Origin of the sequence: Sphingobacterium sp. R2 (genome assembly GCF_040760075.1) — a bacterium.
GTDB lineage: Bacteria > Bacteroidota > Bacteroidia > Sphingobacteriales > Sphingobacteriaceae > Sphingobacterium.
In genome coordinates this window covers 405,459-421,390 of the sequence record NZ_CP142884.1, presented here as the reverse complement: position 1 = coordinate 421,390, position 15,932 = coordinate 405,459, and the positions used below count along the sequence as shown (strand labels likewise).

General features: G+C 39.5%; 12 protein-coding genes. 7 read left to right on the top strand and 5 right to left on the bottom strand.

Translation table 11 applies throughout. The features are described 5' to 3' along the window. Positions 1–18: 18 nt before the first annotated feature. Together VXM68_RS01920 and VXM68_RS01915 are read right to left on the bottom strand one after the other, a co-directional pair. Positions 19–1,029 (bottom strand): DHH family phosphoesterase, encoded by a 1,011-nt coding sequence (locus VXM68_RS01920; protein ID WP_293956758.1) that lies wholly within the window; start codon positions 1,027–1,029, stop codon positions 19–21. A gap of 118 nt (positions 1,030–1,147) precedes the next feature. Beyond that, entirely contained in the window at positions 1,148–3,787 is a 2,640-nt protein-coding gene (locus VXM68_RS01915) for a hypothetical protein (RefSeq protein WP_367210274.1), read from the bottom strand. A gap of 404 nt (positions 3,788–4,191) precedes the next feature. Between VXM68_RS01915 and VXM68_RS01910 the strand changes: the two genes are divergently transcribed. The 5 genes from VXM68_RS01910 to VXM68_RS01890 all read left to right on the top strand — a co-directional run bounded on the left by VXM68_RS01910 (position 4,192) and on the right by VXM68_RS01890 (position 10,603). Beyond that, a complete protein-coding gene (locus VXM68_RS01910) occupies positions 4,192–4,581 on the top strand; it encodes a DUF423 domain-containing protein (protein WP_293956755.1) in 390 nt (129 codons plus the stop codon). Positions 4,582–4,822: 241 nt separating this feature from the next. Further along, positions 4,823–7,306 (top strand): primosomal protein N', encoded by a 2,484-nt coding sequence (gene priA / locus VXM68_RS01905; protein ID WP_367210273.1) that lies wholly within the window; start codon positions 4,823–4,825, stop codon positions 7,304–7,306. Between the two features lie 233 nt (positions 7,307–7,539). Then, positions 7,540–8,196 (top strand): protein-L-isoaspartate(D-aspartate) O-methyltransferase, encoded by a 657-nt coding sequence (locus VXM68_RS01900; RefSeq protein WP_293956753.1) that lies wholly within the window; start codon positions 7,540–7,542, stop codon positions 8,194–8,196. A 113-nt stretch (positions 8,197–8,309) separates the two neighbouring features. Next, on the top strand, positions 8,310–10,133 hold the full coding sequence (locus VXM68_RS01895; protein WP_367210272.1) for a DNA mismatch repair protein MutS: 1,824 nt from the start codon (positions 8,310–8,312) through the stop codon (positions 10,131–10,133). Positions 10,134–10,201: 68 nt separating this feature from the next. Continuing rightward, entirely contained in the window at positions 10,202–10,603 is a 402-nt protein-coding gene (locus VXM68_RS01890) for an acyl-CoA thioesterase (protein WP_293956750.1), read from the top strand. Between the two features lie 157 nt (positions 10,604–10,760). Here the strand turns inward: VXM68_RS01890 and VXM68_RS01885 are convergent, their stop codons facing one another. Both VXM68_RS01885 and VXM68_RS01880 read right to left on the bottom strand, forming a co-directional pair. Further along, positions 10,761–11,135 (bottom strand): DUF779 domain-containing protein, encoded by a 375-nt coding sequence (locus VXM68_RS01885; RefSeq protein ID WP_293956749.1) that lies wholly within the window; start codon positions 11,133–11,135, stop codon positions 10,761–10,763. A 140-nt stretch (positions 11,136–11,275) separates the two neighbouring features. Further along, positions 11,276–12,778 carry an aldehyde dehydrogenase family protein gene (locus VXM68_RS01880; RefSeq protein ID WP_367210271.1) on the bottom strand — a complete coding sequence of 501 codons (1,503 nt, stop codon included), beginning with the start codon at positions 12,776–12,778 and terminating at the stop codon, positions 11,276–11,278. 172 nt (positions 12,779–12,950) lie between these two features. On the opposite strand from VXM68_RS01880, the gene VXM68_RS01875 reads away from it, so the two are divergent. Beyond that, the gene (locus VXM68_RS01875) at positions 12,951–13,853 is read left to right on the top strand and encodes an AraC family transcriptional regulator N-terminal domain-containing protein (protein WP_367210270.1); all 903 of its coding nucleotides are present in this window, start codon (positions 12,951–12,953) and stop codon (positions 13,851–13,853) included. Between the two features lies 1 nt (position 13,854). On the opposite strand, the gene smpB is transcribed toward VXM68_RS01875, so the two are convergent. After that, entirely contained in the window at positions 13,855–14,310 is a 456-nt protein-coding gene (gene smpB / locus VXM68_RS01870) for an SsrA-binding protein SmpB (protein WP_209580610.1), read from the bottom strand. Positions 14,311–14,721: 411 nt separating this feature from the next. On the opposite strand from smpB, the gene VXM68_RS01865 reads away from it, so the two are divergent. Continuing rightward, entirely contained in the window at positions 14,722–15,921 is a 1,200-nt protein-coding gene (locus VXM68_RS01865) for an aminotransferase class I/II-fold pyridoxal phosphate-dependent enzyme (RefSeq protein WP_367210268.1), read from the top strand. Positions 15,922–15,932: the final 11 nt, after the last annotated feature.

Sequence of the window (15,932 nt, the reverse complement as noted above, 5' to 3'; positions counted from 1 at the left end):
AATGTATGTTACTATATCTTATTTTGTTAATATTTCTTTATAATTTGGTAAAATCGATCTGAATTTGGTAACCACCGCTTCTAAGCTTTCTTTTGAATTACCACCTGAAGCATTAAGATGCCCACCCCCATTAAAATACAATTTACAGATCTCATTGCAAGGAACTTCTCCAATCGAACGCAAAGATAGTTTAATTTGTTCATTTCTGTCAATAATTAAAGCTGCCAATCGAATTCCTTTAATAGAGAGTGCATAGTTGACCAATCCTTCCGTATCACCTGTGATTACTTCGAACTGAGTGAGGTCCGTTTTTGTCACATGGATAATAGCCGTATTATATTCATGGATGACTTCCAATCGATTAAGCAAGCAGAATCCTAAGAATTTAAGACGGCTTTCAGAGGAACTATTGTAAATCTCTTCGTGTATCGCCCAGTTTTGCGCACCACAATCGATGAGGGTTGCTATAATACGGTGGATTTCGGCTGTGGTAGAACGAAAGCGGAATGAACCGGTGTCGGTCATAATACCCGTGTAAAGACAGGTGGCCATGTCTGCACTGATATGTTCCGAATCTTCCATCTCATGGGTTAGGAAGCGATAGATCAATTGTGCTGTAGCTGCTGCAGATGGATCCCAAAAGGCATAGTCTTCAAATCCTTCTGGATCTAAATGATGATCAATCATGCATTTGATTCCTTTCGCTTGGCGAATGGGATCGGCCATGTCGTGAATACGCGCAAGGCCATTAAAATCTAAGCAGAAAATGAATTCAGCCGCATCAATCTGTTGATTGTGCAGATTCATATCCTGCGTATAAATTTGTACATTTTCTAAGCCTGGCAACCAATCCAAAAAGGCAGGAAAGTCTGAAGGCACAATCAGATTTACGTGGTGTCCTTTTGCGACCAACCAAAAATATAACCCTAACGATGAGCCTAATGCGTCTCCATCTGGTTTGTAGTGCGTTGTAATTACAATACGTTTTGGTTTAGCCAATAATTCTTTTAATTCTTCTGATTTTAGCATAGTTATATTAAGTCTGCAAACCTACTATAAAAAAATTAGATTAGACAAATTTTTTGTAAAGATCTTTTCACACCTTATTGCATTTGAGGGTTGTTTTAAAAAATTGATTTCCAGTGTTTTAAAACTTATATACATAGACTTTAAAATCGCGCTTCATACAGATTAGATAATTGGCATTGTCGCCATAGTTAATTGGTCCATAATAGAACTTCGAGAAGCCTTCTACCGGGAATCCCTCCTGAACCAAACCATCAGACCCAAAAACATAAATCATGCGGTTGTCAGTACCAACCCCTATGATGTCAGATTTTCCTATTCGTTTAAAAAACAACGGTCTATTACTGGCATCTTCGATAAATTTATATTCAAAGTAGGAAGAAGAGTCTCGTGCGCTATATGCATTCAGCTTGTTTTTGGACAGTATGACAAAGTCTCTATCAGCACCACCGCTAATATCTTCGAAATTAAAGAAAGCATCTCTGCTCCATTCGCCTAATTTAATTTTTTTTGCATCACCCTCAAATGGTACTTTGAAAATACTGCCTTTATTGTCTGCTAAATAAATGAAAGAATTTTTTTCATCGGATGCAGCCATTAAGCCAATTGGATTTTTGACACTTTCCCCATCCGTATCCAATGTCTTTTTACGGATAATTTTACCGTTTTGATCAAAGAAATAGACCGAAGCCGTGCTTGTACCTGCAATGATGTAATTTGTCTGGCCCAAGGTGGTGGTTTTTAAATCAAATATAATTCGGCCATCCACAGAATTGTTTTCAAAGCCTTCTACTTTTTTACCAGCTAAGGTATACGCCAAGATTCGATCTGTCGCTGGAATGTAAATGCGTTGTTCTTTATTGAAGTTAGCGAGTGTGGCTCCGTAGGTTGCCTTCGCCGGTAGTTCAACCGAAAAACCGGTCATACTTTTCCCATCGGGCATAAAGCGGTACAATCGGTTTTTTGTTACAGCGATAATACTGAGATCCTGTAACTGTATAGGTTCGCCCAAAATTTCACCTTGAAAAAGGTTTTGCCACAGTTCTTTTCCATCCGGAGAGAAGGCGTGTACGGTATGATCTTGTTCTTGAATCAGGATAAATTTGTTCTTTCCATCTTGATCGAAAATCCAAGGCTTATTAATAATCCGGCTTTCGAGCTGCACCGTCCACTCAGGTTTGCCCCCCAATCGCGTATCGCTTTTAAAGAGGGCGTATAAACTGGAGGAAAATGAGCCTTGATTGCCGCTGAGCTGATAGGACCACGAATAAAAATTCTGAAAGCCATATTCCTCCTCATCTCTAAAATTCTTTGCAAACTCGGTTTTTAAGTTACCCAAAATAGTGCTCTTACCCGCTTTAGGTTCTAAATAAAATGTCACATTACTACGACTGTTCTGTAATGCTGCATGATTTTTGAAAATCGCCGTTCCCGACAGAAATTGCTTCTCCTGGAAAGATTCGCGATAGTCTCTCAAGATCCCTGTTCGGCTGGCTATCACCATAATATTGTCAACAACGGTGAAATAGGGGCGGTTAAAACTCTTGAACGGTTCACCAAAGAGTGCATATAAAAGATTCGAATATTTAAATTGATAGATCGAATCGCCAACAGCAGTACTGAATTTTTTGAGGTTATCTGCAAATTGTGTCGAATCTGAAATACTGATCAAACCGATAGCATCCTGGTTGTCCAATTCTGCAAGCGCAAATTCATCATTGAATATGGGAGCGATGATACTGTCAAATGATACTTGACTGTCGTCTTCAAAGTTTTTTATGCTCTTTGCTAATCGACTGTCTTCTTTTTGTTGTACAAATAAAGCTTTCAATCCACTGCGAAAACTATGCGGATCTGAAATGCTAAAGTCGATATAAGATGCTGCATTTTTAGGAAGATAATTACCCAATGCCTGCACCTGAGCGGTCTGTGTAGCAAATAACTGTAGGTAGCTATTTTTGCTGTCCGTAAGTGCAGTTTCACCTTTAAAGATAAATGCATCCTTTTTAAAATTCATGTTCCAGGAGGTTTGTCCTTTCAGCGAATCGATTAAGTTGAGATAAGTGCCAAATTTGGATTTCATCAATATTCGAGCAATTTGCGACAATTGTTCATTGAAAAAATAGAGACTTAGGGGAGTGTTTTTATTGTTGTGATTGACAAAAAACTCAATCTGTTTTGTATTTATTTTCTTTACATTTTTGTCGAAGATCTGAGCGAGTACTTTTTTGGAATAGCTAGCAAAAATAATTTCGTGAAAATACGAGCAATAAAGTGTACTGTCTTTAGTGCCTTGGTTAAGCCCATAAAATCTGTGCCCTAAGGTATCAAAGGGTTGTATTTTATAATTTTTCCCGACGTTGCCAAGTAACGTTGCTAAGGTTTTATTATCTAAACTTTGCCCCACCTGGACGCTATACAAAGGTGTAATTAGCTCTTTTTCCTGATGAAAAGAGAGCAGTATCTGCTGTCCTTCTACTAATGGTGCAAGCTGATCATTCTGCAATAAATCTTCTTTCAGGCGTTTGAGGTGACTGAAATTTTGCTGGCCAATAATTGCTTTAAAAAGCTCATAGTCGTTAAAGATCGTATCCACCGTTTGATCATTTGTAAAGGAAGCAATAGCTAATGTATTTTCGGGAAGGTATTGTAAGGCTTTAGAATCTTGTTTGTTATTTTTATTAAAATCTCCGAAAAGGTAGATCGTGGCCGCGATGACCGCGATGAATAATATCACAGTGATGATGATTGTTTTTTTCATCCTTTTTATTTTTTTCTATGGCTGATAAATTGATTTATATCGTTGCTAACTTAACGTCGATATGATTAATGTAAATTTCATCAGAACAAATATGTATGAGTACGCTATTTCCGCAGGCAATAGCGTACGTTAAACTCGAATTTTTAATGGCGATGAAGCATTCATGAAGCCAATGTTTCTCATGGAGATAAAATCATTGTACGTCTTTCAATAACCCATTGAGCAGCATAATGCTCATGAAGACCCATACGTAGAAACAAACCTAATAAAAATATATGGGAAGAGATAGAAAATCGTGCCTATAACGCGCCTTTGTAATATAAATTTAACAAAAAATTCCTTATTTTGATCGGTTTTTAATACATTTATCGCTAGAAACTCATTTTCAGCATTCAAATAACATAATGAATAAGAAAATCATTTTAGCCGCTTCTTTGTTGGGAGCGTTAGCTGTAATATTAGGTGCCTTTGGTGCTCATGGTCTAGAAGGAAAGGTAAGTACATATCATATTGAAACTTGGAAAACGGCCAATCAGTATCATTTCTATCATACCTTTGCTTTGTTATTTTTATCCACTTTTTCACGGGCCAAGACGTATTCGATTAAAGTATCGTTTATTGCTTTTCTCATTGGTATTCTATTTTTTTCAGGATCCCTGTATATTTTGAGTATACGAGCAATAACTGGTTTTGGTAATCCATCGATTTTGGGCCCTATTACACCTTTAGGAGGTCTTTCGTTTATCATCGGTTGGGTAGCGTTATTTATTGCGGCACTGAAGAACAAGTCATAATTTCATGTGCTAATTGCATCACTCGATACAGATCGATTCGTGTATCTAAAATATAAGGAGCCTTCCCGGATAGATTTGGGGAAGGCTCTTTTAGGTTATAGTTACATTATGAATGTATTATTTTTTTGTTTTGATTTCGCTTATACGACAGTGTTAAGAGATGTTGGTTTCGATCATCGCTAGAGTTGTTCGATCTCTTTCGTGAAGGTTTTTTTGTACTTTTATACCATAATTTGAATTTATGTCCAATCCACAATCTACGATTTTTAGTGAAAGAGATACGCTGTTTGTTGATGTGGTCTTACCACTAGCGTTAGCAAGAACATATACCTATCGTATTCCGGCCGACTGGAACGATCGTGTGCAGCTAGGAGTACGGGTCATTGTGCAATTTGGAAGAAATAAGATCTATTCAGCCCTTGTTAAGTCAATAAGCCGGGAAGCACCAAAGCACTATGAAGCAAAATATATTTTGGACATTATCGATGAAAATCCGATCGTCAATTTGACGCAGTTTAAACTTTGGGATTGGCTTGCCGATTATTATATGTGTAGCTTGGGTGAAGTGATGCAGGCGGCGCTCCCAGCAGCATTGAAGTTGGCCAGTGAGACCAAAGTGGTTCCTTCGATTGCTGATGAGTTTGATCGTTCTACGCTCTCAGATAAGGAATATCTTATTATTGAAGCACTGGAGGTGGCTGGCGAACTTAAGGTGAATGATATTGTGAAATTGCTGGGGCAGAAAACTGTTTTTCCTATTTTAAAGCAATTATTTGACAAGGGAATAGTATTGATTTCTGAAGAAATTACCGAGCGATATAAGCCTAAGACCAAAGCATTTTTACGTTTGGCTCCTGATTTTAAAAATGAAGATGCTAAAAGAGCGCTACTGGATAGTCTAAACCGCGCGCCAAAACAGCAAGATGCCGTATTGGCGTTTATGCAACTTGTTAAAAAAACGGAGGAGATTACGCGGCCGATGTTAACCGAGGCCTCCGGCTGCGGCAACGGCGCTATTACAGCTTTGATTGACAAAGGCGTTTTTGAAATCAAAGAGAAGGTTGTCTCTCGGTTTCAGGGGGAAGATATCGAATTGGATGCCAATTTTCAATTTAATGAAAATCAGCAACGCGCTTATGATGAAATCAAGAAGTCATTTGAGGATAAGGAAGTGACGCTGTTGCATGGTGTTACCGCTTCAGGAAAAACACAGCTTTATATAAGGCTGATAGAACAGGCGATAGCTGCGGGAAAATCAGCCCTCTATCTACTGCCCGAGATTGCGCTGACAGCGCAGATTACGGCGCGCTTAAAGTTGCATTTTGGCGATAAACTGGGGGTGTATCACTCCAAATTTAATGATAATGAACGTGCCGAGGTATGGCATAAAGTGATGAAAAATGAGTTCCAGGTGGTCATTGGAGCACGTTCGTCAGTTTTTCTCCCCTTTCAGGATTTAGGGATTATCATCGTTGATGAAGAGCACGAAAGCTCCTATAAACAGTTTGATCCAGCCCCACGTTACCATGCTCGGGATACCGCCATTTATCTAGGCTTTCTGCATCAGACCAAGGTACTTTTAGGATCAGCCACACCTTCTCTGGAAAGTTATTATAATGCCAAAGCGAAGAAGTACGGTTTTGTGCAACTGCTGGAACGATACGGTAATGCGCAGTTACCAACTATTGAGCTGGTAAATATCCCCGAAGAAGGGAGAAAAGAAAATATGTTTTCCTATTTTTCAGGTACCTTGCTCAAGGCCATTGAAGAAGCTGTAAAGAATAAGGAGCAGATTATTTTATTTCAAAATAGACGTGGACATACGACCATGATCCAATGTAATACCTGTGGATTTGTCGCAAAATGTGTCAACTGTGATGTCAGCTTAACCTATCATAAGAGTTCCAATATGATGCACTGTCATTATTGCGGTCATGTTGAACCACCATTGCGGGTATGTCCAGCCTGCGGGATGCCACATATCGAAAGCAAAGGATTCGGTACAGAACGGGTGGAGGAGGAGCTTGAGCTTCTGATGCCGGAAATTCGAATCGGCCGTTTGGATCTGGATTCCACAAAAGGCAAATATGGATTTGATAAAATTATCACAGCCTTTGATGAGCATGAATTCGACGTCCTTATTGGAACGCAAATGGTAGCTAAAGGACTCGATTTTGGAAGGGTAAGTCTGATTGGTGTTATCAACGCGGATACCATTATCAACTTTCCTGATTTTCGTTCCTATGAACGTGCTTTTTCACTGTTTTCACAAGTTGCAGGCCGGGCTGGTCGTCGTGAAGCTGGAGGCCGGGTGATTATCCAAAGTTATACAACCAAACATAGAGTGCTTGAGCAGGTTGTCAATAACGATTATGACGATATGTTTATGACTGAAATTACAGAACGAAAAAATTATCTTTATCCACCTTTTTACCGCCTCATCCGAATTGATATTAAACATGCTGATTTTCAGAAATGCTATGATTCGGCCAATCGTTTTGCTTCAGCATTGCGCCAGCAGCTGGGAGCGAGGGTATTAGGGCCGGAACCACCATTGGTTTCGCGGGTGCGCAATAATTTTATCCAGACCATCACCTTAAAGATAGAACGTACAAATATTAGTATTGCAAAGGTCAAGGAATTGATCCGTTCGGTTCTGCTGGATTTTGAAATAGATAAAAGCAATACGGGCGTACGTGTTCAGGTCGATGTGGATCCCTATTAGAGCCAGCTATTGCCCGTATAGGTTTTAAAGATTGGCGTTCTAGGTTAAGTTAAGCCACAAGCACTTGTCGTTTTGTTCGCTACCAAATTCGGGCGGTCAACGTACATTGGTTATAAGAGCAAGTGATTTGGAAAATAAAGCAACTTGACTAGTAAATGTGTACCGTATTGGTATTGAATTAATTGTGATTAATTCTGCTGAATGTGCCTTTTAAAAGGTAAATTTGAATTATCATGGCCTACAAGTTTATTGATAATTATCGGGAGAAAGGTGCCCGTAAGAAATTGGTGGAACATCTAAAAAGCCGAGGTATTGCAGACCAAAAAGTTTTGGATGCCATTGGAAAAGTACCACGTCATTTTTTCTTTGATGAAACTTTCTGGAATCAGGCTTATCGGGATATTGCATTTCCAATTGGTGATGGGCAGACGATTTCACAGCCTTATACGGTTGCCTATCAGTCCGAATTACTCCACGTGAAAAAAGGGGATAAAGTATTGGAAATCGGGACGGGGTCTGGATACCAAACCTGTATTCTCATGGAGCTTGGTGCTGAAGTATATACCATCGAGCGCCAAGAAAATCTGTACCATCGAACCATTCAGGTACTGCCCTACATGGGCTATAAACCTAATTTCTTTTTGGGTGATGGCTCTAAGGGAATAGAAGAACACGCTCCTTATGACAAGATAATCGTGACCGCGGGCGCACCATTTGTGCCCGAGGTGATGTTAAAGCAATTGAAAATGGGCGGAATTTTTGTGATCCCTGTCGGAGATGAAAAGTCGCAGAAAATGGTCACCATTATCCGGGTAGGTGAGAATGATTTTGACCGTATCGAACTGGATACTTTTCGTTTTGTTCCTTTGGTGGGAGACCAAGCCTGGTAAAGCTTTTCAAACTGCTCAATATGCGTCCAAGGTCTCTGCAGCTATGGCCCCTCTTTTTATAAAAAATAGATAAGATACTCGATTAAATTAAAATGAATGACTAAATCGACGTTATGACTCCAACATCAATATTATATGATCAGAAGCATCAAGAAATAGCTTCAACCGTGCTCAAGTTAAATAAGCAAGTCAATACATTGAGTTTGTCGCGCCTATTTGTAATCCTGGGAGGGGGAGCGTTATTATTTTATACCTTTCAGCTCGAAAGCCTGCCGTTGGTCTTTTTCTGTTTTTTTGCATTGTTATTTTTGTTCGCTTATCTCGTGCGGAAGCAGAGCAAGCTGGAACTTCAGAAAAATTATTTTGAAGCTTATCTTAAAGTTTTGGCAAATGAGCAGGCTATGGCAGAAGGAGAGTTAAATATGTATGATCATGGCCAGCATTTTGAGGATGGCGCTCATCCATATAGCGCTGATATGGATGTCTTTGGAACCTATGCTTTATTTGCTCAGATAAATCGTGCAACCACAAAACAGGGGATCGATCTTTTGGCATCATGGCTGGATAAACCGCTTCAAAAATATCAGATTCTCCTTAATCAGGAAGCGACTCAGGAACTGGAAAGCGAATCGGAGTGGATTTGGGATTTTCAAGCTAAACTTTTGGCAAACCTGAACCATAAACTGGACATCAAGGCTTTCTTAACAAATTACTTTCAGGATCGTAATTTTCAATTCGGCAACGGTTTTATGCGTTTCTACATCAAAGCAGGTCCCATTCTATTTTTACTTGCTTTAGCGGGAAGTTTTTTCGTTCCAAAGTTAGCTGGGATTGCAACATTATTGGGCTTATTCCATATCCTATGGGCGTTAGCCAAATCGGGAAGTGTGGGGCTGTTTTCCTCTCGAATAGACAAGATCGGTGGTGTGCTAGGCTCCTATGCCGAAGCGATTCAATCGATTGAAAGCAAAGAGTGGAAGTCCTCTTCCATGCTTGGAATCGCCGGGGAACTTAAACAGCGTCAGGGTGCTGATTCGATATCCCTTGCATTTAAAAAGCTCGCAGGTCTAATTAACAATCTGGATGCCCGCAATAATGTATTTGTTGGTATTTTTTTAAATTTATTTCTGCTTTGGGATTTTAGGCAGGTATTGGCAATTGTTGATTGGAAGAATAAATATGAGCACGAAATTTTAAATTCATTCGATACTTTGGCAAAAGTAGAGGCGGTAACCAGTCTTGCCATTTGGAAGCGAAATCATCCGACCTATATTGATCCAATAATTTTGGATAACCCGTTGCAAGATAAGATCGATGCCCAAGGATTATATCATCCCTTGATTCCGATCAATCAGGTAGTCGCCAATGATTATAACAGTATGGATCATCGAATTGCTTTGGTAACGGGATCCAACATGGCTGGTAAAAGTACCTTTCTGCGTACCGTGGGCATAAATGCCATTTTAGCCTATGCTGGGGCGACTGTTGCAGCAACATCTTTTCAGTTGCCGATTTACAAACTGATATCCTATATGCGGATCAAAGATAATCTGAATGAAAGTACGTCTACCTTTAAGGCGGAACTGAATCGGATGAAATTCATATTAGATACGGTGTCCCTAAACAGCGATAGCTTTTTTCTGATTGATGAAATGTTACGGGGTACAAATTCGGTGGATAAATACCTCGGTTCGCGGGCAATCATAAAGAAATTGGTGCGGTTAAATGGTAAAGGTATGGTGGCAACACACGACTTACAGCTGTCTAGTTTACAAGAGGAATTTCCTGGGGATATCAAAAATTATCATTTTGATATTCGTGTTGATGAAGGTCAGATGCTATTTGATTATAAGCTGAAGATTGGCGAGTGCAAGATATTCAATGCGTCGCTCTTATTGAAGGGTATCGGTGTAGATATCAACGAAAATATGGAATAAAAATGACTCAACTGAAAGGAGATTGATTTACATTTGTCTCCTCTTAAATCCACTAAATAAAACAATAAATGACTTTACAAGAACGTATTGATTTGTCTGAAACACATGTTTGTACCACTGTGTTTCCGTTTTTGACGAATCATCACGATACTTTATTCGGCGGCAAGGCCATGTCCATTATGGATGAAGTGTCGTTTATGGCTGCAACACGATTTTGTCGCAAAACGTTGGTCACTGTATCAACAGATCGTATAGACTTTAATAAAGCTATTCCTTCAGGAAGTATTATAGAAGCTATCGCAAGAGTTCAACATGTTGGCCGTACCAGCTTGAAGGTGAAGGTCGAGATATTTTTGGAGCATATGTACAGGGAGGGGAGAGAGTTGGCAATAGAAGGTGTCTTTACATTCGTTGCCCTGGATGAAAATAAGCAGCCGATTCCAGTACTTGAAGGTTTGGATATTGAATAGAATTCGAAGGCTATTTTAGGGTAGAAGACGAAAATTCTGAAAATTTATAACATAAAAAAGGACCGTAATAAAGGTCCTTTTTTTGTGCAGAGATCAATCTAAGAATTTCGATTGTTGTCTCCGATAGGGTTGTGATTCTATGGATTTACGTGTTTTTCTATTCGTTTCTCTTGACGGGGCTTAATTCATTGAGCTCTTCTGATGTAAACAGTCTGTAGTGAACTTTGAAGGTTTTGCCCAGTGGAGTTTCCAGCGAGAAGCCTCCAGGGCCAAAGCCATCCAGTACGTCTAATGTGAAATGTGCATGTTTCCAATACTCAAAGAGATCGCGATCAACCCAGAATTCATAGCCTTCCGCTAGTCCGATCATGGCGTCATTTGTACGGGGAAAATACCCTCCTTGTTCAAAACACTGCGGTTGAGTACCTTCACAGCAACCTCCCGCTTGGTAGAACATTAATTTACCATGTTTTGCTTCAAGTTCATGAATAAGATCTTTTGCTTTATCCGTAACGTCTAGTCTATTTATCATAATAAAATTGGATCATGTTTATTAAAATTAGCCCACATCAAATTTAGCGTGAAAGATCGATTGCGTTTTTAAAGCGTACCAGGTAGCATAGCGTTTGACGATGCCACCTAGTACGGTGTCAGCTTACGATTAAAGTTCTATTAGAAGAAGCCAAGTTTTTCTTTGCTGTAGGAAATCAGCATGTTTTTAGCCTGTCTATAGTGTGCAAGCATCATTTTATGATTTTCCCGTCCGATACCTGACTGTTTGTATCCACCAAACGGAGCTCCAGCAGGGTAGGAATGATATTGATTTACCCAAACACGGCCCGCCTGAATAGCACGTGGAACCTGATAAAGCTGATGCGCATCTCTGGTCCATACACCAGCTCCCAGTCCATACATTGTATCGTTGGCGATGGCAATTGCTTCCTCCTCATCTTTGAAGGTAGTGACTGCCAGTACTGGTCCAAATATTTCTTCCTGGAAAATCCGCATTTTATTATTGCCTTTGAATAGGGTTGGCTTAATGTAGTAGCCATCTTCAAAGCCCTCGCCAACATTGTTTTCATCGCCACCGGTTAACACTTCTGCTCCTTCTTCTTTACCTAGTTTAATATAGGACATGATCTTGTCTTTTTGGATTTTTGATGCCTGAGCGCCCATCATGGTTGATGGATCTAATGGGTCTCCAACTTTGATCTTATTGACCCGATCAACGACTTTAGCTATAAATCTATCGTAGATATCTTCCTGTACCAATAAACGTGAAGGACATGTACAAATCTCTCCTTGATTGAGTGCAAATAGCACCGCGCCTTCGATCGCCTTATCCAAAAATGCGTCATCGGCATCCATCACCGAACTGAAGAAAATATTTGGCGATTTTCCGCCGAGTTCGAGTGTTACTGGAATGATGTTTTCAGTGGCATACTGCATCACCAAACGGCCTGTTGCTGTGGAACCCGTGAATGCTGCTTTGGAAACCTTTGGGTTGGTGACTAAGGCGCGACCAAGTTCCGCACCGAAACCGTTGACGATATTAACCACTCCCGCGGGAATCAAATCACCAATTATTTCCATCAAAATAAGAATTGATGCCGGTGTGCTTTCAGCAGGTTTTAGTACAACAGTATTCCCTGCAGCAAGCGCTGGAGCTAGTTTCCATACCGCCATTAGAATCGGGAAATTCCATGGAATAATCTGTGCAATCACCCCGATTGGTTCGTGTACAATCAAGGATACGGTGTTACTGTCCAATTCACTTATGGAACCTTCCTCAGCTCGGATTACACCCGCAAAATATCGAAAATGATCAATTGCTAAGGGGATGTCAGCATTTAGCGTTTCGCGTACCGCCTTTCCGTTGTCTATGGTCTCAACGGCCGCGATATATTCTAAATTGGCTTCAATACGGTCGGCGATTTTATTTAGGATGATGCTCCGTTCAGTGGCTGATGTCTTTCCCCAAGTTTCAAAGGCTTTAGCTGCAGTATCAACAGCTAGATCCAGATCTTCTTTTGTGGAATGGGCAACTTGCGTAAATACCTTTCCGTCTACTGGTGAGATGTTATCAAAATATTTTCCTTGTACTGGTGCGACGAATTTACCACCAATGTAGTTGTCATATCGTTCTTTGAACGATGGCCTTTTAATTGCGCTCATATGGGTTATTTTTAATTATTTTTATTCCCTTCTTATCAAAGTTAGCCAGCAATTATTCAATCCCGTAGCAGTATCGATCCAAAACATAGCACGATTGTTTCAAAGGGGTGAAAACTGACGTTCCATTTTTTTGTTATATTTGATCTAAAGCCATTTATTTAATTGGTATATCATGGGAGACAGGAAGTTAATTCATACATTGCCACTTTCTCAGGCTCGGGAGTTGAGTACATTAGTGGAAAACCGACGCGCATTCACGTTAGATAGCCTAGAGCTTAACATCTACGAAACGTATCGTGTTTCTGAACAGGTGCCCTTGTGTTTCGATGATCTTGTTATGATTAATATGATCCAAGGGAAGAAGATCATGCATTTGGATAATGTAAAGGCTTTTGATTATCTGCCGGGGCAGATGATGGTATTGCCCGCGCTTGTTGGCATGCACATCGATTTTCCTGAAGCCACTTTAGAAAAGCCTACGCAGTGTACTGCTTTGACGATTCATAAAGAGAAGATAGCGGCAGTTTTAGACTATTTGAATGAATTTTATCCCAAAGAGCAGGTCAATCAGTGGCGTATTGATCCAGACCTTTTTCACCTCTATAATTCTACGGAGCTCGCAGATTTGGTGAATAAGTTATTTCAGATTATTATCAGCGAAAATCCGTTAAAAGATGTGCTCGCCGATCTCGCCTTTAAAGAGCTTACAATTCGGTTATTGCAGTCTCAGTCATCGATAGCATTGAAAATTGGTAAATCGCCCAACAAAATTCTGCTACATTTGCAGGAATTTATTCAGAAGCATATTACGGAGAAAATTACAATGGCACTCCTCGAACGGACTGCTCACATGAGTAAGGCGAGCCTTACGCGGATGTTTAACCGCGAGCTGGGGCTTAGTCCTATGGAGTATGTGATCCAACAGCGTATTGAGGTAGCAAAAAAGATGCTTTTGCTAACCCGCAATGTAAAGGAGTCTTGCTATGGTGCTGGGTTTAACGATGTCAACTATTTTGTTCGGCTTTTTAAAAGTAGAGTGGGCATTACGCCAGGCGCATATGTCCTGGCGCGTTAACCTAGAATTTCATTACACGGTCGAGTTCACGCTTGACATCTCTTTCTTTAATGTTTTCCCGTTTGTCGAAATCCTTTTTGCCCTGAGCCAAGGCAATTTCAACTTTAGCGAAACCACGTGGACTGATAAAAATGCGTAAAGGGACGATGGTAAAACCACGTTCTTCCCCTTTTTCTTTCAATTTTTTTAATTCTCTTTTTGTCAATAGCAGCTGACGGTCCCGTTTTGCTTCGTGATTATAGAAAGAACCCATGGAGTATTCGGCAATGTGCATGTTACGAATGTAGAGTCCGTCTTCAAAAAAACTGCAGAAACTATCGTTGATATTTGCCTTGCCTTCGCGAATGGATTTTATTTCTGTTCCCAATAGGCGAATTCCTGCTATGTACTTGTCTAGTAAGTGATATTCAAAAGAAGCTTTTTTATTTTTTATATTGATATCTGAAGATAAAGCCATATATTGTTGTATATTAGTAAGTCTACACCATTGCTATTGCAATGAACCTAAATGTAACTAATTATAGGATAATTTAAAGTTCGCAAATATAATTATTAAAATTGTCTTATTTTAAAGTAGAATTATGTGGAGGGATGTTAGCGTAGTATTAAAATAAAATTAACTGTTTTGGACGATGTCTTAAAAATATGACTAAATTTAAGTGAAAGTCAGCTTATGTTTTCGTATGTTTGCAACGTTTTTTTGGAATTATTGTGAATATATACAACGTAGAATTTTAGCTTACATTGTGGATATAGCAGATTTTTCATCGGAGGCCGAGTTTTTTATATAAAAGTCCAGTTCGATAATTTTGTTTGTTACAATAACATCTAAAAGTTAGAAATAGTTTTAGAAATACCTTTTTATCGCATGAGTAAAGGAAAGTTAGGCGAAAAAATATCGCAATTTAAGATTGTTGAGGAGTTGAAAGCTAAAGGCTTATATGCCTATTTTAGACCTATTCAATCAAAACAAGATACCGAGGTAAAAATCGATGGTAGACGTGTATTGATGTTTGGTTCTAACTCTTATTTAGGGTTAACGACTGATGCACGTATTATAAAAGCAGCGCAAGACGCTTTGGAAAAGTATGGTACTGGATGTGCTGGATCTCGTTTTCTAAACGGTACGTTGGATATTCACGTAGAACTGGAAGAAAAATTATCTGCTTATGTGGGTAAAGAAGCTGCTATTCTTTTTAGTACAGGATTTCAATCAAATCTTGGCCCTTTGTCCTGTCTCATGGGGCGTAATGATTATATTTTATTAGATGAACGCGACCATGCCTCTATTATTGATGGTAGTCGATTATCTTTTTCTAAGGTAATTAAGTACGGTCACAACAATATGGAGGACTTGCGTGCAAAGTTATCTCGCCTACCTGAGGATAGTGCGAAGTTAATTTGTACGGATGGTATCTTTAGTATGGAAGGTGATATTGTTAATTTGCCTGAACTTACTACTATTGCCAATGAGTTTGATGCGGCAGTAATGGTTGATGATGCACATAGTTTAGGTGTTATTGGTCACAAAGGAGCTGGTACGGCTTCGCATTTTGGGCTTAATGACGATGTGGATTTGATCATGGGTACCTTTAGTAAATCTTTAGCATCTTTAGGTGGCTTTGTAGCTGGTGATGCCGATGTAATTGATTTCTTAAAACATAATGCGCGCTCGGTGATGTTCAGCGCTTCAATGACTCCAGCTTCTGTAGCTTCAACATTGAAAGCATTGGAAATTATTCAAAATGAGCCAGAGCACATTGAAAAATTATGGAAAAATACAGATTATGCCAAAGCACAGTTATTGGATCATGGGTTTGATCTAGGTGCGACGGAAAGTCCAATTTTGCCGATCTTTATTCGTAGCAATGAAAAAACGTTTTGGGTAACAAAAATGCTTCAAGATGATGGCGTCTTTGTCAACCCGGTTGTTTCTCCGGCAGTTCCTGCTGAAGAGTCTTTAATTCGTTTTTCATTGATGGCTACACATACTTATGACCAAATCGACGAGGCTATTGAAAAGATGGTTAAAGTATTCAAACAAGCTGAAGTTGAAACATTAATATAAAATCTAATCGT